The organism is Candidatus Poriferisodalis sp. (assembly GCF_965262965.1).
In the GTDB taxonomy this organism is placed as follows: Bacteria; Actinomycetota; Acidimicrobiia; order Acidimicrobiales; family Poriferisodalaceae; genus Poriferisodalis.
This window is the reverse complement of the sequence record NZ_OZ253573.1, coordinates 618,391-641,148: the sequence shown is the minus strand read 5'-3', so window position 1 is coordinate 641,148 and position 22,758 is coordinate 618,391. Positions and strand designations below refer to the sequence as shown.

Annotated in this window: 21 protein-coding genes and 1 pseudogene; 11 read left to right on the top strand and 11 right to left on the bottom strand. The window is 66.4% G+C overall.

Translation table 11 applies throughout. From position 1 onward, the window contains the following. Nucleotides 1-11: 11 nt before the first annotated feature. Both ACQY5K_RS03020 and ACQY5K_RS03015 read right to left on the bottom strand, forming a co-directional pair. On the bottom strand, nucleotides 12-1,409 hold the full coding sequence (locus tag ACQY5K_RS03020) for an FAD-binding oxidoreductase (protein ID WP_428119933.1): 1,398 nt from the start codon (nucleotides 1,407-1,409) through the stop codon (nucleotides 12-14). Between the two features lie 38 nt (nucleotides 1,410-1,447). Beyond that, nucleotides 1,448-2,281, bottom strand: a complete 834-nt coding sequence (locus tag ACQY5K_RS03015; protein WP_428119931.1) for a glycerophosphodiester phosphodiesterase — start codon at nucleotides 2,279-2,281, stop codon at nucleotides 1,448-1,450. Nucleotides 2,282-2,332: 51 nt separating this feature from the next. Between ACQY5K_RS03015 and ACQY5K_RS03010 the strand changes: the two genes are divergently transcribed. After that, complete coding sequence (locus tag ACQY5K_RS03010; RefSeq protein WP_428119929.1) at nucleotides 2,333-3,151, top strand: SirB1 family protein; 819 nt, start codon at nucleotides 2,333-2,335, stop codon at nucleotides 3,149-3,151. 237 nt (nucleotides 3,152-3,388) lie between these two features. On the opposite strand, the pseudogene ACQY5K_RS03005 reads toward ACQY5K_RS03010, so the two are convergent. Continuing rightward, a pseudogene (locus ACQY5K_RS03005) lies at nucleotides 3,389-4,362 on the bottom strand (transposase). 255 nt (nucleotides 4,363-4,617) lie between these two features. Next, nucleotides 4,618-7,413 carry a DNA methyltransferase gene (locus ACQY5K_RS03000; protein ID WP_428119927.1) on the bottom strand — a complete coding sequence of 932 codons (2,796 nt, stop codon included), beginning with the start codon at nucleotides 7,411-7,413 and terminating at the stop codon, nucleotides 4,618-4,620. A 55-nt stretch (nucleotides 7,414-7,468) separates the two neighbouring features. Between ACQY5K_RS03000 and ACQY5K_RS02995 the strand changes: the two genes are divergently transcribed. Further along, complete coding sequence (locus ACQY5K_RS02995) at nucleotides 7,469-7,657, top strand: hypothetical protein (RefSeq protein ID WP_428119925.1); 189 nt, start codon at nucleotides 7,469-7,471, stop codon at nucleotides 7,655-7,657. A gap of 320 nt (nucleotides 7,658-7,977) precedes the next feature. On the opposite strand, the gene ACQY5K_RS02990 is transcribed toward ACQY5K_RS02995, so the two are convergent. Beyond that, the gene (locus ACQY5K_RS02990) at nucleotides 7,978-8,595 is read right to left on the bottom strand and encodes a histidine phosphatase family protein (protein WP_428119923.1); all 618 of its coding nucleotides are present in this window, start codon (nucleotides 8,593-8,595) and stop codon (nucleotides 7,978-7,980) included. 105 nt (nucleotides 8,596-8,700) lie between these two features. On the opposite strand from ACQY5K_RS02990, the gene pyk reads away from it, so the two are divergent. Further along, nucleotides 8,701-10,134: a pyruvate kinase gene (pyk, locus tag ACQY5K_RS02985; protein ID WP_428119921.1), complete on the top strand. Its 1,434-nt coding sequence runs from the start codon at nucleotides 8,701-8,703 to the stop codon at nucleotides 10,132-10,134. A 19-nt stretch (nucleotides 10,135-10,153) separates the two neighbouring features. Here the strand turns inward: pyk and ACQY5K_RS02980 are convergent, their stop codons facing one another. Then, nucleotides 10,154-10,477, bottom strand: a complete 324-nt coding sequence (locus ACQY5K_RS02980; protein WP_428119919.1) for a hypothetical protein — start codon at nucleotides 10,475-10,477, stop codon at nucleotides 10,154-10,156. Between the two features lie 82 nt (nucleotides 10,478-10,559). Between ACQY5K_RS02980 and ACQY5K_RS02975 the strand changes: the two genes are divergently transcribed. The 4 genes from ACQY5K_RS02975 (at nucleotide 10,560) to ACQY5K_RS02960 (ending at nucleotide 13,291) form a co-directional block, all read left to right on the top strand. Next, entirely contained in the window at nucleotides 10,560-11,024 is a 465-nt protein-coding gene (locus tag ACQY5K_RS02975) for a DUF3151 family protein (protein ID WP_428119917.1), read from the top strand. Beyond that, the gene (gene mobA / locus ACQY5K_RS02970; RefSeq protein ID WP_428119915.1) at nucleotides 11,021-11,716 is read left to right on the top strand and encodes a molybdenum cofactor guanylyltransferase; all 696 of its coding nucleotides are present in this window, start codon (nucleotides 11,021-11,023) and stop codon (nucleotides 11,714-11,716) included. The genes ACQY5K_RS02975 and mobA overlap by 4 nt, the downstream gene beginning before the upstream one ends. Further along, nucleotides 11,713-12,882 carry a ribonuclease D gene (locus tag ACQY5K_RS02965; protein ID WP_428119913.1) on the top strand — a complete coding sequence of 390 codons (1,170 nt, stop codon included), beginning with the start codon at nucleotides 11,713-11,715 and terminating at the stop codon, nucleotides 12,880-12,882. Before mobA ends, ACQY5K_RS02965 begins: the two co-directional genes overlap by 4 nt. Nucleotides 12,883-13,033: 151 nt before the next feature. Beyond that, a complete protein-coding gene (locus ACQY5K_RS02960) occupies nucleotides 13,034-13,291 on the top strand; it encodes a hypothetical protein (RefSeq protein ID WP_428119911.1) in 258 nt (85 codons plus the stop codon). Between the two features lie 62 nt (nucleotides 13,292-13,353). Here the strand turns inward: ACQY5K_RS02960 and ACQY5K_RS02955 are convergent, their stop codons facing one another. After that, nucleotides 13,354-14,136, bottom strand: a complete 783-nt coding sequence (locus ACQY5K_RS02955; RefSeq protein WP_428119909.1) for a hypothetical protein — start codon at nucleotides 14,134-14,136, stop codon at nucleotides 13,354-13,356. 53 nt (nucleotides 14,137-14,189) lie between these two features. Here ACQY5K_RS02955 and ACQY5K_RS02950 point away from each other — a divergent pair, with 53 nt between their 5' ends. From ACQY5K_RS02950 to ACQY5K_RS02935, 4 genes are read left to right on the top strand one after another with little or no spacing between them, the layout of a single operon-like run. Further along, on the top strand, nucleotides 14,190-15,662 hold the full coding sequence (locus tag ACQY5K_RS02950) for an FAD-linked oxidase C-terminal domain-containing protein (protein WP_419920313.1): 1,473 nt from the start codon (nucleotides 14,190-14,192) through the stop codon (nucleotides 15,660-15,662). Then, a complete protein-coding gene (locus ACQY5K_RS02945; RefSeq protein ID WP_428119907.1) occupies nucleotides 15,659-16,642 on the top strand; it encodes an FAD-binding protein in 984 nt (327 codons plus the stop codon). Before ACQY5K_RS02950 ends, ACQY5K_RS02945 begins: the two co-directional genes overlap by 4 nt. Before the next feature lie 5 nt (nucleotides 16,643-16,647). Beyond that, nucleotides 16,648-17,889 carry a (Fe-S)-binding protein gene (locus ACQY5K_RS02940; RefSeq protein WP_428119905.1) on the top strand — a complete coding sequence of 414 codons (1,242 nt, stop codon included), beginning with the start codon at nucleotides 16,648-16,650 and terminating at the stop codon, nucleotides 17,887-17,889. Nucleotides 17,890-17,900: 11 nt separating this feature from the next. Then, a complete protein-coding gene (locus tag ACQY5K_RS02935; RefSeq protein WP_419920310.1) occupies nucleotides 17,901-18,125 on the top strand; it encodes a hypothetical protein in 225 nt (74 codons plus the stop codon). Between the two features lie 35 nt (nucleotides 18,126-18,160). Here ACQY5K_RS02935 and ACQY5K_RS02930 read toward each other — a convergent pair whose 3' ends face one another. The 4 genes from ACQY5K_RS02930 to ACQY5K_RS02915 form a co-directional block, all read right to left on the bottom strand. Continuing rightward, nucleotides 18,161-18,772, bottom strand: a complete 612-nt coding sequence (locus tag ACQY5K_RS02930; RefSeq protein ID WP_428119903.1) for a hypothetical protein — start codon at nucleotides 18,770-18,772, stop codon at nucleotides 18,161-18,163. Between the two features lie 9 nt (nucleotides 18,773-18,781). Then, complete coding sequence (locus ACQY5K_RS02925; RefSeq protein ID WP_428119901.1) at nucleotides 18,782-19,510, bottom strand: redoxin domain-containing protein; 729 nt, start codon at nucleotides 19,508-19,510, stop codon at nucleotides 18,782-18,784. 160 nt (nucleotides 19,511-19,670) lie between these two features. Beyond that, entirely contained in the window at nucleotides 19,671-22,088 is a 2,418-nt protein-coding gene (cofH, locus tag ACQY5K_RS02920; RefSeq protein ID WP_428122841.1) for a 5-amino-6-(D-ribitylamino)uracil--L-tyrosine 4-hydroxyphenyl transferase CofH, read from the bottom strand. Between the two features lie 95 nt (nucleotides 22,089-22,183). Next, entirely contained in the window at nucleotides 22,184-22,726 is a 543-nt protein-coding gene (locus tag ACQY5K_RS02915; protein ID WP_419920307.1) for a winged helix-turn-helix transcriptional regulator, read from the bottom strand. Nucleotides 22,727-22,758 lie beyond the last annotated feature (32 nt).

Here is a 22,758-nt window from a genome sequence, read left to right as displayed (position 1 = left end):
TGTGCTGTGGGTCAGGGCAGCAGCACCCCGGGATTGAGCAAACCCTCCGGGTCGAGCGCTCGCTTGATGGCTCTGAATGCCGCCAGCTCGGCCTCGGTGCGGTTGAGGTGCAGGTGTCCGAGCTTGGCAGTGCCGATGCCGTGCTCGGCCGAGATGCTCCCGCCGAGTTCGGCCACGTACCGCAGCACTGCATCGTCCACCTCTTCGGCGGGCTCAGCCCCGCCTGGTCCCAGCACGTTGACGTGCACGTTGCCGTCACCGAGGTGGCCGAACAGCAGCGGCTGGGCGTCGGGGTCGGCCGCACGGACGACGTGGGGGACGCCGTCCACAAATTCGGCGAGACGAGCCGCTGGCAGTGTGACGTCCAGCTTGTGAGGAATGCCGGCCGCCGAAATCGCTTCGGTGACGTTTTCGCGGAATGCCCACAGCCGCTGGCGTGCAGCAGGGTCGAGCGCCACAGCGGCATCGACGACGAGATCGGCGAGTTCGTCCACCGCAGTGCCGAGCTCTTCGCTGGGATCGGTGCGTGCAGCAGCCTCGGCGATCAGCCACGCGGCACCGCTGTAGCCGCTGGCAAGGCTGCCGACGGGAGGGATGACGCCCAAGTGGGCCGACACGAGCGCCATCGCCGTGTCGAATACGGCTTCCAGCGCGTGCAGCGAGCCGACGCTCCGGCGCAGTGCCGCAGCGGCGACGACAGCGTCCTGGGCAGTCTCGAGGGCCAACAGGGCGGTCGCGCGCTCGCGCTGTTGAGGGTGCAAGCGCAGCCGCGCCCGCGTGATGACGCCCAGCGTGCCTTCGCTGCCCGCCAGCAGGCTTGCGAGGTCGTAGCCGGTGTTGTCCTTCTCCAGACCAGCAAGGTGGCTCACGATCGTGCCGTTGGCGAGCACTGCTTCGATGCCGACGACTTGGGCACGCATGGCGCCGTACCGCAGCACGTTTATGCCTCCGGCATTGGTGGCAACCATGCCGCCGATCGTTGCCGAGTCGCGCGCTGCGAGGTCCACACCGATGCTGAGTCCGGCCGCTGCAACGTGCGATTGGGCGTCGGCCAGCGTGACCCCTGCGCCCACCGTCACCTGGGACGCAAGCTCGTCTGCTGGCTCGCAGATGTCCAGACGCCGCAACGACAGCACGGCTTCGCCCGCGAGCGGCACGCTGCCGCCCACGAGTCCGGTATTCCCGCCTTGGGGCACGACGGCGATGCGCGCGTCTGCAAGCACGGCCATCACTGCGGCGGTTTCAGCGGTGTCGGCGGGTCGCGCTACCAACTGCGTTGAGCCCACGAAGCGGCGGGTCCAGTCGATGCAATAGGACGCAGTGATCTCTGGATCGCACAGGACGTGCGCCCGGCCCACGATTTCGATGAGCTCGTCAACGACAGCTGGATCGATCGTGCCGACGCTCATGTCCCCAAGCTCATCGCTCGAACCTCATGAACCGACTCTCATGGCCCAATCCCTTCGCCGCCCTCGGGCCTGTCTTCCCGCTCTGCCATGACCTCGAGCAGAACTCTCGGCTCGTCGGTCATGATGCCGTCGACACCGATGTCGAGCAGGCGGTCCATCTCGGCGGGATCGTCGATGGTCCACACGTGCACGGTCAGCCCTGCCCGGTGCGCATAGTCGACCAGGCGGCGGGTCGCGAGCTGGATGGGGCCCCGCCGCAGCGGGATCGAAGCGATGCGTCCACGGAACGGACGCCTCTGCAGCAGTCGGCTCCGCGACCCGAGCCGAGGTCTCAGGCTCGCATTGGCAGGAAAGCCCACGCCGCTGAGCGCCGCGAGGCGGGCGATCTCACGTGGGCTGAAGCTCAAGCAGACTGAGTCTCCGAAGGCCTCATGGATGCGAGCCAACCTGGCGTCGGAGAATGAGCCCACACACACCCGGTCGAGCACGCCTGGCCGTCTCAGCGCCTCGATCAACGGTTCAACGGCGGCATCGGTCTTGGGATCGATGCTGATGCGCACATCGTCGAATGCGTCAAGCAGCTCCTCGAGTCGGGGGATGGGCTCGCCGCTGACACGGGCCTGTGACACTTCGGCCCAGGTCATCTCCGAGATGTGCCCCTTGCGGTCCGAGGTCGGCGAAAGCGCATCGTCGTGAAAGACAGCGAGCACTCCATCAGACGTCGCCTGCACATCAGTCTCGAGGTAGCGATAGCCGAGGCCGACCGCGCCCTCAAATGCGGCCATGGTGTTCTGCGGCCACACGGCACTGCCGCCGCGGTGGGCGATCGGCACTGGACCCGGTTCGTCCAGGTACGGATGATGCGACGTCACAGCGCAAGTATCGCCGCCAGGCAGTGCAGTGCCGCCGGTACCGTCGTGTCGATGTCTGATGGCGAGACTGGGGCAACCGATCCCGAGGGCGACCATCCGTCGCCAGCAGATGCTTTTGCCACGTGGGCGGTCAGCGAACCGGTGCCGCTCGACCGGGCGGCGCTGAGCATCGCAGCCCATTGCCGACCAGAGGGGGTCGACGAAGCTGCGGCGTTGGCCGAGCTGGACCGTCTCGGTGCAGCGGTCCGCGAGCCCACGCCGAACGCCGTCGTCGAGCTGCTCTTCGACGACGAAGGGTTCGGCCCCAATCGGGGCCGCTTCGCAGATCCGGCGAACAGCTACCTCGACCTCGTGGTCTCGCGGCGGCTGGGGATACCGATCACGCTGGCTGTGGTCACGATCGAAGTGGCTCGCCGCGCCGGTGTCGTGCTGCACGGTGTCGGCATGCCGGGCCATTTCCTGGTCGGCACCCCGGCTCCGGAGATCTTCATTGATGCCTTCGACGGCCGCTTTATCGACCACGCTGGTGCTGTGGAGATGTTCACCCGCTTCGAGCCACGGCAGCCCTTCGACGCTTCGTTCCTCCAGCCGACACCGCCGGGGGGGATCTTGCTGCGAATGCTGAACAACCTGCGGACGCTGCATATTCGTCAACCCGATGCGCCGTCGCTGGTGGCTGTGCTGGAACTCCTGACGCGGCTGCCCGGTTGCCCGCTCGACGAATTCATGCGGCTGGGTCAGGCGCTGGCAACGCTGGGACGGCCCGACGAGGGTGCCCGGACCCTGGAAGCAGCAGCGGAACGGTTCGGCGGCAGCGATGCCGAACACCTCAACAACGCAGCAGTGCGCCTCTGGGCCCAGCTGAATTGACCACGGTCGAGGGAACGTCGCGCCATGCGATTCAAAGCGGGTTCCCTGGACGCCGTGGGACTCCTGCTACATGCGGGGAAGCCTGACTGGAGCCTGCTCGACACCCTCACCCCACGCTAAAACGCGAAGAGCCGCCAAAACGCGAAGAGCCCCTATACGATCAGGTATGCTAACCGGTCGCTGATTTTCGGAGCCTTCGTCTTTTTTTGGGATTCGGGCTGCTGGGCTCGGCGGTGTTCATGTTAGGAGAAGTCCGCGGGCTTCGAAGTTGGTGTAGTTGGTGAAGCCGTGGGCTTTGCGGCGCAGGACCTGGAGCAGGTTGTTGGTTCGGTCGATGCGGCCGTTGGGGGGCCGCCCGGCGTGGTGCCAGTCGAGGATCTGGTCGTGCCATGCGAGGAAGGTGTCGACGGTGTCGCTGAACTCTGGGATCCGCGCGGTGCAGTAGATGTCCGCGAACCTGTCCAGCGCCTCGAGCGCGCCGTTGCTGTCGTCGGCGAGGTACAGGTTGTGCAGCTCGGCGAGCGCTTCCCACGCGGTGCGCAGCCTGGGGTGGGCAGCGAACAGCTTGTCGAGCCGGTTGTGGTCGGCCGGGTCGAGCTTGTCGGGTCGGCGCATCAGCAAGAACCCGGACCTGGACACGTCGCGGTCGAACGCGGGCACTGAGCCCTCGGGTCGGCGCTGGATGTCGCGGCGCACCGCGGTGAGCCCCGCCGCGAACCATCTGATGACCCGGTACCGGTCCAGCACATGGCGGGCGTGGCCGAGCCGCACCTCGATCGCGGCCTTGTACGCCGCCGAGCCGTCGCACACCACGACCTTCACGGCTTTGCACCATCGGGGCCCTTGCGCGGCCAAAACCCCGACAGCGCCTGGGCATCGCGGTGGGCCACCATGGCGAGCACCTCGCCGGTGTCGCCGTTGACGATCACCGTCACGTAGCGGTGCCGCTTGCGGATCGAGGTCTCATCGACCAGCAGCACCCGGCACCTCTGCCGTCGCCGGCGATCCCACACCAGCGTCACCGGCCGCCCCGACACCTCCAAGTCGCGGATCTTGTAGTCACGGCGGTCATGAACCTTCCCGCTCGGGGTCCCGCAATCGGGGCATCCGGGGCGGCGAACCGTCGAGCACACCCGCACCACCAGCCGCTCGGGCGCGTCGACGACGATCCCCTCCACTTTGATGCGCCACAGCCACAGCCGCACCGACATAACATCACTCGCCATCGAGGCCCTCCAGGGTTCGGCGTCGCAAACACCGATCCCCCCAGGGCCTCGACCCTTACGAGCGGACCCTCAACCCACCCTCATCCCAACAAAAGACGAAGGGCCAGCAATGTTCAAGGACCTCGCGGAGGGAGAATGGTGACCCCGGATCGGCGGCGCGCAGCGGTCACGGGGCTTGCCGAAATCGGGTCCCCGTTACGTCCGCTGAAACGGTGGGTAGCGCAGTCTTCGCTCTTGGGATCAGGGGCGGAGGGTGCCGGTCATCTGCTCATAGAGGCCGAAGAGATGTTGCAGACGCTCTGATTCGGACTTGAAGGCGGGCCGGCCTCGGTAGAGGCGGTCGACGGCTCGGTCGAGGTCGCGGTGTGCTTTGCGTAGATCGGTCGGCATGAGGTCGGGGTCGTAGATCTCGGCGAGCGTGGCGTCGGGGTGCGCTGTGCGCGCGTCGAGCACTGCCTGAGCCGGGGCGTCGAGTTTCGCTGACGTGCTGCTGTCACTGAAGCCTTGGGGCACGGGGAAGGTGTTGTAAACGACACCGACCGAGTAGCGGTAGTCGCTCTTCATTCGGCCAGCGACGGCACGTACCCAGGCCATGTGCATGGCCGAACACAAAAGGCCGAATTCGGCGAGGGACGCGTCCATCAGTACCTTGAGCAGGTTGCTGGGGATCGTCGGCGGTTCGAGCCAGCCGATGGGCACATACGACCGCCGTTCCGAACTCACTTCGGGGAGTACCAGGAAGGGATGCATTGGCAGCAGGTTGATCTGCCACTCTCTGGGTGTCTGAGCTAGTTGGCGGGTGGATGTTCGCTGGCTGGCTTGCCGGTATTCGCGTACGGCCTTGATGCGCTCTTGAACCAGCGGCAGGTTCGACAGCACGTTAGGCGGCACCTCGTGTAGCGCGAGGATCCAGCGATCGCCGCCTTGGAGGTACTCGCGTGCGCCGACGTACGGCAGCATGAATGGCTCGGCGGCGGGTTCTTTGTTCAGGAAGTTGGCTCGCTGCTCGCTCTTGAAGATGTAGTGGCCGCCATCGATCGGTTGGGAGCCGGTCAGCAGCCGTCGCAACCCGTTGATTGGCCGGCTCTCTTCCTCGACGAGGCGATGTGGGTTCTTGAGCCTCGTGCCGTCGAGCAGGTAGGGCGTGATGATCTTGCAGGTGCCGACGAGGGGTTCGCCGTTGATGTCGGTGTAGGTGTAGAGCGGCCGGTCCGGTGGGGTGTGCTCGGCTGGGTCGAGGCCGAGGATGGTCACATGCACGTGTGCTTTGCCTCGGGCGTCGGAGCCCCATGCGAATGTTCGGTGCGCGTATGAGATCTCCAGGTTGCTCCGCTCGAAGATGATCGGCCAGAATTGTGCGACCTGTTCGCCTTGGGTGATCGAGTTGGTCGCGACGAACCCGATCCGCGGCGGTCGTTGGCCCAGGCCGGTTCCGGTGTCGGCTTGGCGGACGTATTCGGCGGCGCGGATGAACCATGCGGTCACGTAGTCGAGCGTTCCGCCGCTGCCGCCGAGTTGGGCGATGCGGCGCACCTGTGCTCGCTGTTCGGTGCTCTGGTACTTGGCGCCGATGAACGGCGGGTTGCCGAACACGTATGAGCATTCGGTAGGCGGCAGGAACGCTGTCCAGTCGAGCTCCAGTGCGTCGCCGACTTCGATGTGGGGCGATTTCTCGAGCGGGATGCGCACGTAGGGCTCGCCGAAGGTGTTGGCGAGCTCCCGGTTCATGAGGTGGTCCATCATCCACAGCGAGGTGGCGGCGATGCGCGCCGGGAACTCGCTGATCTCGATGCCGTGGAACTGGTCGACGTCGATCACCGATTTCACTTCGAATGGCATGATCTGCTGGGCTGACAATCGGGTGCGTGCCGCTATCTCGTCGAGGATGTCGATCTCGAGCAGTCGGAGTTCTCGGTACGCGATGATCAAGAAGTTGCCGCAGCCGCACCCCGGATCGAAGAAGCGCAGCTCGCCGAGCCGGTCCCTGAACCGGTAGAGCTCGGCCACGACGTCGCCACTGTGCTTGGCTGCGAGGGCGTCGAACTCTGCTCGCAGGTCGTCGAGAAACAGCGGTTCGATCACCCGAAGGATGTTCTGCTCGGTGGTGTAGTGAGCGCCTTGGGAACGGCGCTCGATCGGCTCCATCACCGACTGGAACAGCGCGCCGAAGATCGCGGGCGATGTCTTGGACCAGTTGAACCGGCACGCGTCCACCAGCGCGGTGCGCATCTCGGCGTCGAAGTCAGGGGTCGACAGCCGCTCAGCGAACAGCTCGCCGTTCACATAGGGGAACTTGGCCAAGTCCTCGTCCAGCTTGAGCTGCCGCCGCTTAGTCGGCGTGTTGAGCACTTCGAACAGCCGCGTGAGCCACAGGCCCAGATCAGCACCATCAACGGAGGTGCGGTCCTCCACGAGATACAGGAACATGTCCTGGCGGGGGAAGATCCCCGAATCGTCGGCGAACATGCAGAACACCATGCGCACCAGAAAACGCTCAAGGTCCTCGCCCCGATAGCCGGACTCGTCGAGCGCGTCGTGCAACCGGCCCATCAGCTCCGACGCCTCGATGTTGACCGGGTCCTCTTCTCGAAGCGCCCGACGCCTCTGCCCGACGATGAACGCGAAGTTCTCGACCTGATCCGGCAGATCGGCAAGCGAGAACCGGACCTCCTCACGCGTGTCGCGATCCAGCAACTCGAACATCTTGAAGTCGCACAAGAGCTGATAGCGAGGCCGTTCGCGCTCCGATATGGCGTCAAAGTAGGTGCCCGCCTGTTCCGCAGCAGCTACCAAGCTGCGCCCAGGACTCTTCTGCTCTACAAGCAGCAGTCCGGGCCAGAACAGATCGATGAAGCCGTGAGTGTTGTCCAGCTTGCGGATATGTTCCTCGTAGCGGGCCACGTCGCGTCGCCGCTTTCCGAAGACTTCGAAGAACTCGTTATAGAAAGTCTGCGTCTCGCCCTTCTCATAGGAAGCGTCGGCCCAGTCCGCGGCGAACTGGGCAGCGCGCACCCTGATCTCGTTCCACGAGAGCATCACGGCAACCTAACGGACTGCGTCAATCTCGAGAGGATGGGGCAAGATTGCCCGGATGGCTGAGCAACGCAGGACGACGATGGTGGGTGTGGTGACGGATCCCGTGCATCTGCTCGGCCGCGACGAGTGGTGGTCCTTGGTCCGGAATTCGCTCGACGAGATGACTTCCGTAGAGGTTGCTGAATACCAAGCCGGGAGCCGACTGTGGGATGCTGCGTCGGCGGATGGCCTCGATGAGCGTTGATATGCGGCTCGATGGAGGCCAGCAATGAATGAACCTCGGTACCAGTATCGAGCGTCGTGGTCGGATGAAGATGATGCCTGGATCGGCGTGTGCAACGGGTTCCTGCTTGTGAGCCACGTCGCACCGACAGAGGCAGACTGCCTCCGCTGTATTCGTGTGCTGGTGGATGACATCGTGGCCGACCTGCAAAGCAACGGCGAGCCGCTGCCACGGCCGCTCCCTTGGGATGCCTTCGACGCCCGGTTTCTCGACGCAGCAGTCGGCTCGACCAGTTGAACTAGGCCGGCGGGCAGCCCTGGGGCCGAAGCGAGGCGTGCGGGCTACAAGCCGATGGCCAGGTCGGGGCGTCCGCGCAGGTGGGTGCGCTCATTGACCGAGAGGACGCTGCGGTGCCCGTGGCCTGACGCGAACACGCGTGTGACCGACGTGTAATCCACATCGAAACGCAAGAAGCTCTCGCTGTCGAAACCGAGGCACTTGGCGAGGTATGCGTTCACCACACCGCCGTGGCACGCCACCGCAACGCGCTCGCTGCGGTGCGCGCCGACAATCTCGTCGACGGCATCGGTGACCGTTGCGACGAAGAGCGCCGTGCGCTCGGCGTCGCCGAACGAACCGCTCGCCAGCTGGTTCCAGCGGTCACGGTCGGTCTGCTTCAACACCTCCATCGGCACGTACGCCGGTGCATCGCGGTCGAACTCGCTGAGGCCGTCGCGTACGATGGGCACGAGGCCGGTCGTCGAGCCGATCGCTTCCGCTGTTTGTAGGGCACGTCGCATCGGGCTGCTGTACAGCGCGTCGATCTGCATCTCTTCCAACCAGGAGGCCACCGCAGCGGCCTGCTGGCGACCGATGTCGGACAGTGCAGGATCGGCGGGCTGCCCGTCGTGGCGCACGACTCGCTCTGGCTGACCATGGCGTACGAAGACCAATTCCACGTGGGCTGACGCTATGAGGCGATCGGCGCGGCGCCACAGCGTCGATTTCGGTCTTGGCATATTCGCGGGCCTCGCGTCACCGGTGCAGCGGTACCGTGGAAGCACATGGCAAGACGAACCAAGATAATCGCAAGCGTCGGACCGGCCTGCAACGACGAGGCGACGATGCGGGCCATGATCGAAGCGGGCGTGGATGTCTGGCGCCTCGGCCTCGCACATGGCACGCTCGACGAGCAGGTCGAGACCTTTCATCGGCTGCGCGCCGTTTCACAGGACTCGGGGCGACATGTCGGCATCCTGGTCGATCTGCCGGGCCCGAAGGTGCGGTGCCGTCCCTTCGCCGAAGGAGGATGCGAGGTCGCGCAGGACGCTGTGGTGTCCGTCGGCATCGAAGGCGACGCAAGCACATCTGACCGGCTTATCGTCGACTACGAAGGGCTGCTGACCGATGTCGGACCGGGCGACCAGCTCTCGTTCGGCGACGGCAACGTGGTGCTGGTCGTCGAGGACCGTGCTTCGAATGGGCTGAAGACCCGCGTCCTGCACGGCGGGCATCTGGAGGGCCGGCCGGGGCTTCACATCGACTCGTCCAAGCTGCGGCTCAGTACGCCGACGCCGCAGGACCTCAAGCTGACCGACACCTTTATCGACTTGGGCACCGACATGATCGCGTTGTCGTTCGTGCGTTCGGCGCATGACATGCGACGCCTTGGTGTCGAACCGGTGCCCCGCGGACCGCTGCTGGTCGCGAAGATCGAGACCAACGCAGCAGTCGAGAACCTCGATGGCATCATCGAGGCATCGTCGGCGGTCATGGTTGCGCGCGGGGATCTCGGCGCGGAGTGCGACATCGAGGATCTTCCGCACTTGCAGAAACACATCATCGAGGCCTGTGTCGCCCAGGGGCGCCCAGCCATTACCGCCACGCAGATGCTCGAGTCGCTCCTGCACTCACCGGTGCCCACACGTGCGGAGGCCTCAGACATAGCCAATGCCGTGTTCGACGGCACGTCTGCGGTGATGCTCAGCGGCGAGACGGCGATCGGTCACGACCCGGTGAACGCGGTGCGCACGATGGCACGTATTACTGGCCGTGCCGACGAGCGATTCGACTATGAAGCGTGGTGGACCCGGCTGCTGTCGCTGCGGCCGCCTGACGACCGCGCTGCTGACTACCAGCTCGTCACCGACGGCATCACTCAGGCAGCCTCGCGGCTGGCCACAGAGCTGGGCGCCGAGGCCATCATCTGCCTGAGCCGGTCGGGTTTCACGGCGCGCAGCACGGCCCGCTTCCGCCCCTCGATGCCCTTGCTGGGCCTCACACCCGAACCCCGCACTGCGATGCAGCTGTCGCTTTCGTGGGGCACGCGGCCGTTGGTATTCGGCGAGCGGCTGACGCCTGCGGAATCAGCGCTTGAAGCAGTACAGGCCGCAGCCCGCACGGGAGTCGTGCGCTCAGGCGACATGGTTGTGGTCGTGTCAGGCTCAACTCCGGAATCTCACGCCACCGACAGCCTGCGTGCGATGCGAGTTCCCTAGCCACGATCGCCGACAGGGGTCACCTCGACCCACTTCGAGTGCTGATGTCAATGTCCACATCGATGCGACCTGGATCGAGACGGTTCGGTCCGCACAGCGGGTTGGTGGGCACGTCCACCCAGCGTCCGAACACCTCGCACGTACAGGTCTCGCGACAATTGCGCAGTCCAGTCCATTGCACTGCCAGCACGCCAGCAGCACACACGAGCACGACCGCGACGAAGACTGCCAGCACCAGCTTGCGAATCAAGCGCAACGCGACCAGCGCCGCGACGGCAAGCGATGCGATGCCGCCCACGAGCGCGATGTTCAGCCGATCGACGTCGAGCCACTCTCCGACCACCTCTGTTGAGGGTACGCAGACACCGCCCGGCTTGAGGGCCAGTGCTCCTGGGGGCCGGCTGAGTGCTCGGTAGCATCGCGCCATGGCATCGACTCCGATCGATCTACGACCCGGCGGGCTCCCGTCCACCGTTCTCGATCCAGCGCCAGCTGTTGCTGCGGCGTCAATGGCGGCAGCTTTGCGCCTGCCGCTAGCCGATCGACGTGAGAACTTGGCCGACGTCGCGGCCCAGTGGCCTCGCCTGCTCGAAGCCTGGGCCGAGCTCGGCCGCACGGCCGCGGATGGGGGCCGTCACGTCGAGGCGTATGCCTATTGCCGGGTCGGGTATCACCGAGGACTCGACGCCCTGCGAGCTGCTGGTTGGCGAGGCAGCGGTTATGTGCGCTGGGCCGAACCGACCAATCGCGGATTCCTGTGGTCGTTACTGGGACTCGGACGTGCGGCGGCTGCAATCGGCGAACACGACGAGGCCGAACGCTGCGCACAATTCCTCGCCCAGCTGGATCCCGGCGGTTCGCCCCCAACAGGTGAGTGGCCTGCCGCGTGAGCCCCGCCGGGCGCGACACCCGCGGTGCCAGCCGGCGCCCCGAGGGCGTCCGGGGGCGGAAGCCCGAGTCCGATGCGCCGCCGCCGCCGACCGGCGTCGTGCTGTGCGGCGGCGCCTCGCAGCGAATGGGCAGCGACAAGGCGACGCTCGATCTGGCGGGCAAACCGCTTGCCATCTGGGTTGCCGCGGCGCTGAAAGCAGCGGGCGCCGATCCAGTGATAGCCCAGGGCGGTACCGCGCCCACGCCGCTCGTCGCCGAACCGGACAGCGTTCCGCGAGCGGGTCCGCTCGCGGCTCTGATCGATGTTCTCGAGCGCCACGGAGATGTCCTGGTGTGCCCGACCGATGTGCCCACGGTGTCCACGGAATTGCTGGCGACAATCGTCGAGCAAGCATCGCGGACCGGCGTGCCGGTCGTGCTGGCCCGCAGTGATCGCATCGAACCGTTGATCGGGTATTACAGCCAGGCAGTGCTCGGGGTACTGCGGGCGGGCTACCGCGACGGTGCGCGAGGCCCAGCGTCGGTCCTAGGCGGCTTGGACGTCGCAACGGTGCCAGCGGCCGCTGGCGACGTGCTGAACGTCAACACCGTTGACGATCTGGTCGTGGCGGGGGAGATCCTCGCCGCACGCGGGGCGCTCGCGCCGGGCGCCGGCTCATCGGCTGCCGATTCGGCTCAGGCGGGCGCATGAGCCAGAACGAATGGGTGGACACCCAGCCGAATTTCGACGCGTTGATAGATGACCTGCTCGCGGCAGACCGGATCGCAGTCGACACAGAGTTTCACCGCGAGCGCAGCTATCGGCCCCAGCTCGCGCTTGTGCAAATCGCACTTGGCAAGCGCGTCGTGCTGATCGACCCGACGACGGTTGACGTGTCATCGCTCGCAGCCGTGTTGCGTGCCGAGGTCCTAGTCGTCATGCACGCCTGCGCGCAGGACATCGAGATATTGGTCCAGGAGTGCGGAGAAATCCCATCGCAGCTGTTCGACACACAGGTGGCAGCAGGCTTTCTGGGCATGAGCACGCCCTCGCTCGGAGTGCTGTCAGAGAGGCTGTGCGGCGTGCGGCTGGCCAAAGGCAACCGCATGGCCAACTGGTTCGAGCGCCCGCTGCGGTCGTCTCAGCGACGCTATGCGGCCGACGACGTGGCGTACCTGCTAGCGCTGCACGATGAGCTCCGATCACGCCTGGAGGCTCGTGGACGTTGGCGATGGGCGCTCGACGAGTGCGAACTGTGGCGCCGGCCGCCCGCGCCGCCGCCGGACCCGGCTCAAGCCTGGATGCGCATCAAGGGGGCCCGGCAGCTGAGGGGCAGCCAGCGCGCCGTCGCCTACCGCGTGGCCGCGTGGCGAGAGCGCACGGCCAGCGAACGTGACCTCCCTGTGCGATTCGTGCTCTCAGACATGGCCCTGCTGTCGATTGCGCAACGCGGTCCCCGAACGGTTGCCGAGCTCAGCGGCCTGCGGGGTGTCGACGGCGGCCAGATGCGGTCGGGGATCGGAGAGCGCATTGTGGCCGAGGTGCATCGGGGCCTCGACATGGCGCCAGGCGACATTCCCGCAGGGGTGCTCGCCGTTGGCCCGAACGTGGATGCAGCACTGCAGCCAGCCGTGCCGCTCGTGGCCGCCTGGGTGGACGAGGTGGCGCGATCGGAAGGTCTCGATCGCAGCTTGCTCGCGACCCGTTCCGACATTGCCGCCTTGCTTGCTGGCAATGGGGATTCACGTCTGGCAAGCGGCTGGCGGGCCGCAGTGGTGGGCGACGGCATCCGGTCGCTGCTCGCAGGCCAAGCGGCACTGGCATTCGATCTCGACGGCGGCTTGAAGCTCGAACCGAGGGTGCCGCAGCAGACCTGAGTCGATCAGTTTTGCCACGCAGCAAGCCCCGTGGGGCGGTATCGTGGCGGGGCACTTCGTAGACCACGGGTGCCCCATTCGCCGCGCAAACGGGATGCGGGCACATCAGGCCCCCAAGCGAAGCACCCAGTAGAGCACGAGGAGCGAGCCGGTGAAGAAGGGTCGACATCGCCGCTACGAGGAAGCCCGCAAGTTCCAGCGGGCCACTGCGGAGCGATTCACGGTTGAGGACTACGACTTCGAAAACACGGACCGATTCGGTGTGGAGTTCGATGACGAGGAGTCGACGGAGGACGATCAGTACGGCGATCTCGCCGACAAGTACGACGACTACTCCGACCTCGAAGCCAAGTACGCCGATTTCGTACACGACGCCGACGAAGAGGTCTCGCAGCGCGAGAACGCCTGACCGAGCGCCATCGCCGCGGCACACCTCGTCGGCAGCGGCGTCGCAGCGTTCGTTGCGGTTGGTCAGTCGCGTCTGCGAACTGCTGGGTGCGCGAGCAGTCGCTCACTGTGTGCCGACTGCCGGATCCGCACATCGAGCACCGCGGCCAGCGCGTTGTAGGTCTCAAGTCCGCAGATCGCCGCGAGTTCGCTTGCGAGTGCCCGGAATACGGGCGTTGCTCCGACGTGAGCCTGTGATGATGACGTACACCACCACCACACGTCAGTGTCGGGCCCGCCCCAGTCGCGTCGCTCCCATTCGCGCACCATTGTGTAGACGTGCCCGGTGACCGTCTCGTGGTCCTCGCGTCGAAGGGGTGCCTGCCAGCAAATCTCTGGCTTCGTGTCCATCGGCCGCCGGCCCGTCCGTTGCGCCAAGAGGTGGAAGGCGCAGCCTGCGCCAGCGGGATGACCAGTCCGATTTGCGAAGACGCAGGCTCCATCAACCACGCGGGTGCGCCACCAGCCGTCGTCGTCCTGCCACAACGCTTCGCCGGGCTCGCGGCGAAGCTGCCAGAGCTCGTCGTCGAGTTCGCAGATCATCAAGCGCACATGCGCGAGATCGTCGTCATCGGCAAGGTATGCGCCGTGCGTGCAGCAGCCGAGTTCGCGCTCCGGCGCCGGCCGTTCGTCGGTACCAGGGCAGCCCGCACCGTAGATGCATGTCCATGCGCTTGCGAGAAACGTCACGTCGAAGAGCCAGGTGCGATGTTCGTGCGGGTCCTCGAGCGACAGCCACTCTCTGGCTTCGTCGTGAGGGCTCCCGCTGGGCGGACTCGGCGGACTCGCCAGTATCTCCGATGCCATCAGCGGCGAGCCTACGGTACGGTCACAATGTGGCTCCCGAGCCTGTCGCACCCGTGACCAGCCAGTCTCCGCCGGCGAGCGGGACGTCTGGGAATCCCGCAGCTGATGCAGCGCTGCTCGCTGATCTGCGTGCCCTGCTCGGCGATCGAGCACGCGACAACGACTTCGAGCGCGGGTTGTATCGTCGCGACGGCTCGATCGAGGGCAGCTCGCCGGCCATCGTCTGCTTGCCGACAACCGGCGACGAAGTCGCTGAGATCGTGCGGATCTGTCGACGCCACAGCCGGCCGTTTCTGGCTCGCGGTTCGGGAACCGGTCTTGCAGGCGGAGCTGTCCCCGTCGGCGCTCCGGTGGTGATCGCGACCGCCAAGCTGGACCGGATTGTCGAGGTGGACATCGACAACCGCATTGCGTGGGTGGAACCCGGAGTGCTCAATCTGGACCTGTCACGGGCCCTTGCGCCGTCCGGCTTTCACTTCGCCCCCGATCCGTCGAGCCAGCAGGTCTGCTCGATCGGAGGCAACATCGCCAATAACTCTGGCGGCCCGCACTGTTTGGCCTATGGCGTCACGACGGCGCACATCGCTGCGCTTGAAGTCGTTCTGCCGTCGGGCGAGACCACAATGCTCGGCGGTGTGGACGCCGAGCCGCCCGGTTACGACCTTCGGGGACTGTTCGTGGGCTCGGAAGGCACGATGGGTATCGCGACCAAGGCGGCGGTCCGCCTCACACCCAATGCGCCGGCAGTGAGAACACTGCTGCTCGACTTCGACGACGTCAGCGAAGGCGCGGCGGCCGTGTCAGCGATCATCGCTGCGGGACTTGTTCCCTCGGCATTGGAGATGATGGATCAGCGGGCCATCGAGATCGTCGAGGCCTTCGTACACGCCGGCTACCCGACCGAAGCGGCAGCGGTCCTGCTGGTTGAGCTCGACGGTCTGCCGGGTGGGGTTGCCGCAGGCGTCGAGATTGTGCGCGAAGTGGCCGAGGCGCACCATGTCGGTCACGTGCGGGTCGCTGCCGACGATGCCGAGCGAGCGCTCCTGTGGAAGGGGCGCAAGAACGCTTTCGGCGCTGTTGCCCGGATCAAACCCGACTACTACCTCCACGACACTGTGGTGCCTCGCTCTCGTCTCGTGGAGGTGCTCGAGCAGGTGTATCGGATCGCGGACGCCTACGACCTGATTGCTGTCAACGTGTTTCATGCCGGCGACGGGAACTTGCACCCCATCTTGGCGTTCGACCGGCGAGAGCCAGGCGTCGACGAGCGGGTGCACGCCGCGGGCCGTGACATCGTCGCAGCGTCGATTGCAGCCGGCGGAGTGCTCAGCGGCGAGCACGGCATCGGCCTTGAGAAGCGGGACTACATGGGGATGCTCTTCGGCGCCCATGACATGTACACCCAAGATCTGGTGCGCGAGGCGTTCGATCCTGACGGTCTCGCCAATCCCCTGAAGGTCATCCCGTCGGGCTCGCGGTGCAGCGATTCGTTCCGCCAGCACGTGCCTGAAGGGGCGTGGGTATGAGCGGCAGTCTCGCGGCCGCGATTGCGCCTGCGGTCACCGAGTTCGCTTGCGAGATCGGCACCAGCGGCCCGGTGACGGTGGTAGGCGGGCGTACCCACTGGCATATCGGCGGACCGCCGGCGGCGGAGTGTCGCGAGGTTCGGGCGCCATCGGGGGTGTGGGAGCACGAGCCGTCGGAAATGACGGTGCGGTGCGGTGCCGGGACCACGGTGGCCGAGCTCGCCGAGCACCTCGCTCCCGGCAGGCAGATGGTGCCGTTCGATCCGGCGAGCGGCACGGCCACCGTCGGGGGAGTGCTGGCGTGCGGGCTCAGCGGGCATCGCCGGCTGCGGTACGGCCATGTGCGTGACCTCGTGCTGCAGACGCGCCACGTCGGCGCCGACGGCAAGGTGGTGACGGCGGGCGGGCCGACGGTCAAGAACGTGTCCGGGTACGACTTGCCCCGCTTGTTGGTGGGCTCGCTCGGAAGTCTCGGTCTGCTCGCCGAGGTCATCCTGCGGACATTGCCGAAACCGGCCGCTTCGCAATGGCTGGCCGGCGACGCCGACCCTTTCGACGTGCAACAGCTTCTCTACCGGCCGAGCAGCATTCTGTGGAATGGCTCAAGCACGTGGGTCTTGCTCGAGGGCGACCCTGCTGATGTTGCAGCGGAGGCCGCCAAGCTCGCTCCGCTGGGATTCGCAGAGACCGACGGTCCGCCGCCGATCCCGAATGAGGGCCGCGAATCGATGCGGCCCTCGGATCTGCGCACGCTCGTTGATTCGGGAGCGCACACTTCCGCTGGCGGCGGACACCACACAGCCGAAGGCGCGCCGAGGTCTGCTGGCGGGTGGATCGCTGAGATCGGTATCGGGCTCGTGCATCGCCAAGGTCCAGTGCCCTTGGGCTCGGCGTCGTCGGTGAATGCTGCACTGATGACGGAGTTGAAGCGCAGATTGGACCCCTCGAACCGCCTCAACCCCGGGCGGAAGGCCTGGTGAGCTCGGTGAGCGCACAATCCGGCGCAGCGAGCGACACGTTCGCGCTGAGGCTTGAGATCGACGACGACACGCTGGCTTCGTGCGTCGGCTGTGGCATGTGCTTGCCACATTGCCCGACGTATCGAGTGACCGGCGAGGAATCTGCATCGCCCCGTGGGCGCATCGCAATGATGCGCGACGTCACAGAGCTCGGTACCGCGGACGACGCCTTCGTGGAATTCATGGACGCGTGCATCCAGTGCCGCGGATGCGAGACCGCATGCCCGGCCGGCGTGAACTACGGCGAAATGATGGAGGCGACCCGCGAAGCGCTCGCCACGCAGACGAGCTACCAGCCGACGATCCGGCGGGCGGCGTATCGCATCCTGGGCATGCCGCGGCTGCTCTCTGCAAGCTCGCGACTGCTCGCGCTGGCGCAGCGGCTGGGCGTGCTGCGGCTAGCGGGCTGGCTCGGCCGCAGGCGGTCGTTGCGGTCGCTCGCGGGAGCTGTCGAGGCGCTGCCGACGGTTCCGTTGCGTCAGCGGCCGCTCAAAGCGAGCGGCGACGATGTGTGGCTCTTCACCGGATGCGTGATGGATGCGTGGATGCGCGACACCCACCGCGCAGCCCAGCAGGTGATAGAGGCCACCGGAGCTGGGGTCGCCCTCCCGCCTCTGGGCGCTGCCTGCTGCGGTGCCCTGCACGTCCACGCCGGACTCGGTGCCCAAGCCCGGCGTCTCGCCCAGCGCGTCATTGCGGCACTGCCCGGCGAAGCGCCGATCCTCGTCGACTCAGCGGGTTGCGGTGCCGCTATGAAGGAATACGGCCACTTGCTGGGGACCGTCGAAGCCGAGCAGTTCGCCGCCCGAGTCCTCGATATCCATGAGTGGCTCGCTGCACGCGTCGACGACCTGCCGCAGAGGCCCACGCAGGCAGGTTCTGAAGCCCTACGCGTTGCCGTACAAGACCCGTGTCACCTGCGCCACGTCCAACAAGCGCATCTGTCGGTTCGGACGGTGCTCGGTCGCTACACCGAGATTGCCGAGCTTGACGACGACGGTCTGTGCTGTGGCGCAGGCGGTGCCTACGCCCAGCAGCACCCCGAGATTGCGGCCGCTGTTCGCGACCGGAAGGTTGCTGCAATCGAGCGCACCGGAGCGGGCGTCGTTGCGAGCGCCAATCCCGGTTGCATGCTGCATCTGCGGGCAGCGGGCCTGACGGTGCGCCACCCGATCGAGATTGTTGCCGAGTATCTGCCGCCAAGCTGAGGAGTTCTGGCATGCACGATGAGATCTCCTCGATCGCCGATCGTCTCGACGATGTGTCCGAGCAGCTCGCCGAGGTGGCCATCGAGTTGCTGCAAGGGGCGCTCGCGGACGCCGACACCAGCGACGCGCGCTCGCGGCTGGAGCGAAGCGTGACGCGTGCGCGCCGGGCAACCGTCAAGGCCGCCTCGATCTTGCGGGAGTCGGTCGGTGCGTCGGACCCGCACCCCGACGCTTGAGCGACCGCAATCGCGGCCCGCGGCCGCGTTTGACGTCAGGCGGAACTCGAGATCCGGTAGAGCTCACCGATGAGGTCGTCGTAGCGCCCAATGGCCAACGTCACGGCGTAGGCAGCGCCGACCACAGCGCCTACGACGGCGACCGGACGCCGATCCAGGACTCTTCCGAGAGCAGGTACCGCGTACGGAGCGATCGCTATGAGCAGCACTGGCAGCAGCGCTCCGACCATGTACACCAGCATCAAGCCAGCGGTGCGTGGGCCCTCGGTCGTCGCGTCGTTGAGGATGTCGCCAAGGAGCGTCCCGACGCAAGGACGCCACATCCAGCCGGCCAGCGCGCCGCCGACGATGCCTGCACCGGTCGCCAATGGCGAGCAGTGTTGGGGTGCGACCCACGCGGCCGAATAGGTGCCTGCGGCGAGCAACGCTGCGATCACGAGGGTCACGCCCTGCGCCGAAACCCACCAATGGCCGGCCGCTTGCGCCCATGCCAGCAACGCTGCGCCCACGACGTAGTACACCGCCACCGTCAACCGGGTCCGCCGGGCGACCAGGACGAGCGCCAGCCCTGGCACCAGGACGGTCAGCGTGCACGCCCACGTGATGACCTCGACGCCCTCGATGAACGTATCGACGACGGTGCCCACCGGGCGAGCTCAGGTCTCGGTCAGGAGCCGCTCGACGATCTCGTACAGCTCGCGGTACTTGGCGGCGCTGTCACCTCGCCGGTCGAAGCGGATCTGATTGTCGCTGTCGATGACGTAGACGCGGGGCCAGTAGCCCGTGGGTCCCTCCTGCCAGCGATGGAAGTTGCGCCGATGCGTGTCGAGCGCGATCGGCCAGATCACGCCGAGGTTGTCGGCCGCTTCGATGATGTTGTCGACGTCGGCTTCGTAGGCGAACTCGGGGGAGTGGACGCCCACGATCTCGACGCCGCGATTGGAGAAGTCGGCGTGCAGCTGGCCGAGCGCGTCCAGCGTGTTCTTGCAGTTGCGGCAGCCGAACGTCCAGAACTGCACCACGGTGATCGTGTTCGCTGAGCGAATCTCCTCGAGCGACGTGGCCTCAGTGTTCAGCCAGCCGTCGAGCCCCGTGAGCGTGTCCGCCGTGCCCAGAATCGGAATCGGCGCCAGCGGCTCCGTCGTTGTGGTCGCAGCCTGCGCGGCGGTCACTCCACTGCTCGTGACGGTCTCACTGGTTCGGGCTGCATCCGAACTCGATGCTTGAGAGGTCACCGCTGTATCCGATGACGTCGACATCGCCTCGGTTGAAACGGTGCCGAAGTCGTCTTCGGTCTCGCCATCGCTGACCGCAGTCCACACGATCAGCGCAGCTCCGGCCAACAACACGCCCAGCGCTGCGTAGCGCACACCGGAGGATTTCATCGCACCGCGAAGCGTACGTCCCGCCTCATCGGGCGCCGGCGTCGCGATGTACCCGACCCGCAGGCGACAGCGCAAGCGTTTGTGATCACTGCGCTGAGACGCGACTGCTGTGTTGTTGCGCAGTCGCTTAGACGCGACTGCTGTGTTGTTGCGCAGTCGCTTAGACGCGACTGCCGAGCGACTCCAACGGAATGAGCTTGCGGTCGGTTGCGTTGTTCGTGGGCCGGAGCACGCGGCTGTGCACCTGCGGCGCACCGTCGGCGTTCTGGTAGCCGGTCAGGCGCTGGCGGGTCCGCCGGCCGAGAGGCTCAGCGATGTCCCGGAAGTCCTGCTCGGTGAGGCCCTGTCCGTGCTGAGCGCCGGCTGCACGAGAGATGTTCTCGTCCATGAGCGTCCCGCCGAGGTCGTTGGCCCCGGCTCGAAGGATTTGCTCGGCGCCCGAGGGACCAATCTTGACCCATGACACCTGCACGTTGTCGATGAGGCCTCGGTAGGCGATGCGGGGCACGGCGTGCATCAGCATCGTCTCACGGAACGTCGGCCCGCGCCGGGCTCCCTTGCGCAGGTAGATGGGGCTTGCCATGTGCACGAACGGCAGCGGAACCCACTCGGTGAAGCCGCCGGTGCGCTTCTGCAGGTCGCGTGTGGCCACGATGTGGTTGGCCCAGTGCTCGGGCTGCTCGATCGACCCGAACATGATCGTGATGTTCGAGTGCAGGCCCACAGCGTGCGCGGCCTCATGGCACTCCAGCCATTCGGCGGTGTTGATCTTGTCGGGGCACAGCGTCGCTCTCACTGTGTCGTCGAGAATCTCCGCGGCAGTGCCGGGAAGCGATTTCAAGCCCGCTTCTTTGAGACGAATGAGATAGTCCACAAGCGATTCACCGAGGCGTTTTGCTCCCTCGATGACCTCCAGCGCAGTGAACCCGTGCAGGTGCATGTCCGGGACAACCTCGTGAATCGCCCGGCAGACGTCGATGTAGTAATCGCCGTCGAAGCTGGGGTGTATGCCGCCCTGCAGCGTCACCTCGGTGGCGCCCAGCTCGGCCGCCTCGATCACCCGCTCCTGGATGTCGGCCAGAGTCAGCATGTAGGGCGTGCCCCGCAGATTCAGCGACAGGGGTCCTTTGGAGAAGCCGCAGAACTTGCACTTGAACGTGCAGACGTTCGTGTAGTTGATGTTGCGGTTGTGCACCCAGGTCACGATGTCGCCGACTGCTTCGCGGCGCAGTTCGTCGGCGACCTCTCCGACGGCGACCACTTCGGGACCCCGCGCCTCGAACAGCGTCACGATCTCGACATGGCCGACCTGCTGTCCGGTCATGACGCCGTCGAGCACTTCGCGCACGGCACCTCGCGCACCCGAGCGCCCGCCCATGATGTTGATGGGCAGGTGGACTGCTCCGCCGGAGTACCACTGCGTCGAGTTTTCATCGGCGACCAGCACATCGGCGCCCGAGCCAGCGTCGAGATTGTTCATCGTGCGCTCGGGCATCTGGCTGCCCGGGTCGTCGCGGCCGAGCCCCTCCGCATCGCAGCGATCCATCACCGGGAACCGATTCGGTTGAGCCAGCCAGCGCCCCGGATCCAATGCGAACTCGGGATAGATGGTCAGGCGGGGCGCGAGCGTGAATTCCCGTGCCTCGGTGACTTCGCGCAGCCGGTCCAGCGCGGGCCACGGACGCTCGGGATTCACATGGTCAGCCGTGATCGGCGAGACACCGCCCCAGTCGTCGATGCCGCAGTCGAGCAGACCGCCGAAGTCGTCGGAGAGATTCGGCGGTGCCTGCAGGTGGATGTCGGCGGGCAGGATGAGGCGGGCCAGCGCAATGGCCTGGGCGTACTCGTCAGCTGGGCACGCCCCGAAGTTGTGCATCGAGGTTCCCGCCTTGGGCAGGAAGTTCTGAACGATCACCTCTTGGATGTGGCCCCATCGGGCGTGGCTGGCGGCAATGGCCTCCAGCGCGGCCAACCGGTCCGCCAGCGACTCGCCGATGCCGACGAGAATCCCGGTCGTGTAAGGGATCGCGAGCTCACCGGCCGCTTCGAGCGTTGCCAGGCGGCGTGCCGGTTCCTTGTCCGGTGAACCCCGGTGGCAGTCCAGGTTGGGGTTCAGCGATTCGAGCATCATCCCCTGGCTGGGTGCGACCTCGCGCAGCGCCGCCAGCTCGTCGGCCGTCATCGCGCCGGGATTGGCATGAGGGAGCAGACCGGTCTCGTCACGCACGAGTCGGCACATCTCTGTGAGGTAATGGACTGTGGAGTCCCAGCCGTGCTCGGTGAGCCAGTCGGCGGCCGCCGGATAGCGCAGTTCCGGCCGTTCGCCCAGTGTGAACAGGGCCTCGTGGCAGCCGGCCCGAGCGCCGCTGGTCGCGATCTCGAGCACCTGTTCGGGCGTGAGGAATGGAGAATCGAGTCGCGCCGGAGGCTGGGCAAACGTGCAATAGCCACACTTGTCCCGGCACAGCATCGTCAGCGGGATGAACACCTTCGGGCTGTAGGTGACACGAGTGCCGAACGCCTTGTCGCGGACGGCCGAAGCCCGTGCCGCAAGCTCGGCCAGCGGCAGGTCCGCCATGGCCAGCGACTGGGGGGACGGCTGTGGTGCCGCGGCGGCGTCGTCGGCGCCTGACGTCGCAGTGTCGTCGACGCGGCGGGGTGGTTCGGTGAGAGTCAAGAGACCCCTCCGTTCGGGTTTCGGCAGTTGCGATCTTGGGAGCGTCCGGGTTCGGTGCTGCGGCGGGCAGGTTCGTGGGTTGCAGCGAGGTTCTCGCCCGGGTTGGGTTGGCGGTTGCGGATCCGTGTGGGGCTGACGGTCTCGTCGCAGCATGGACACCGAGTCGCGACTTCGAGTGGCGTGCCGCAGTCGGCATGCACGAGCACAGTCGGAGCGTCGCCGTCCTGGCACCAGCTGTCGCCCCAGCGCATCAGCGCCAGCAGGCTTCCGGACAGGTCCAGGCCCTTCGGTGTCAGCACGTAGTCGTAGCGAATCGGTCGTTGCTGGTACGGAACCTTCGCGACGACACCGGATTCGGTGAGGCGGCTCAGCCGGTCAGCCAGCATGTTGCGAGCGATGCCCAAGTCGTGCTGCATCGCGCTGAAGCGACGCACGCCGCGGAACAGGTCGCGAAGGATCAGCAGCGACCACCGATCGCCCACGATGTCGAGCGTCGCCTGAATCGAGCAGGTGGGCGCCGAGGCGGGGACCTGAGTCACGGTCGCGCAGGCTAGGTCAGTCAGTTTCGGAT

Coding starts and splice junctions, on each gene's coding strand:
- cofH (WP_428122841.1), bottom strand. CDS start 22,088: ATGGCGGACCTGCCGCTGGCCGAGCTTGCGGCACGGGCTTCGGCCGTC.
- ACQY5K_RS02995 (WP_428119925.1), top strand. CDS start 7,469: ATGGCTGAGCAACGCAGGACGACGATGGTGGGTGTGGTGACGGATCCC.
- ACQY5K_RS02955 (WP_428119909.1), bottom strand. CDS start 14,136: ATGGCATCGGAGATACTGGCGAGTCCGCCGAGTCCGCCCAGCGGGAGC.
- pyk (WP_428119921.1), top strand. CDS start 8,701: ATGGCAAGACGAACCAAGATAATCGCAAGCGTCGGACCGGCCTGCAAC.
- ACQY5K_RS02925 (WP_428119901.1), bottom strand. CDS start 19,510: ATGAAATCCTCCGGTGTGCGCTACGCAGCGCTGGGCGTGTTGTTGGCC.
- ACQY5K_RS02935 (WP_419920310.1), top strand. CDS start 17,901: ATGCACGATGAGATCTCCTCGATCGCCGATCGTCTCGACGATGTGTCC.
- ACQY5K_RS03000 (WP_428119927.1), bottom strand. CDS start 7,413: ATGCTCTCGTGGAACGAGATCAGGGTGCGCGCTGCCCAGTTCGCCGCG.
- ACQY5K_RS02965 (WP_428119913.1), top strand. CDS start 11,713: ATGAGCCAGAACGAATGGGTGGACACCCAGCCGAATTTCGACGCGTTG.
- ACQY5K_RS03020 (WP_428119933.1), bottom strand. CDS start 1,409: ATGAGCGTCGGCACGATCGATCCAGCTGTCGTTGACGAGCTCATCGAA.
- ACQY5K_RS03010 (WP_428119929.1), top strand. CDS start 2,333: ATGTCTGATGGCGAGACTGGGGCAACCGATCCCGAGGGCGACCATCCG.
- ACQY5K_RS02975 (WP_428119917.1), top strand. CDS start 10,560: ATGGCATCGACTCCGATCGATCTACGACCCGGCGGGCTCCCGTCCACC.
- ACQY5K_RS02945 (WP_428119907.1), top strand. CDS start 15,659: ATGAGCGGCAGTCTCGCGGCCGCGATTGCGCCTGCGGTCACCGAGTTC.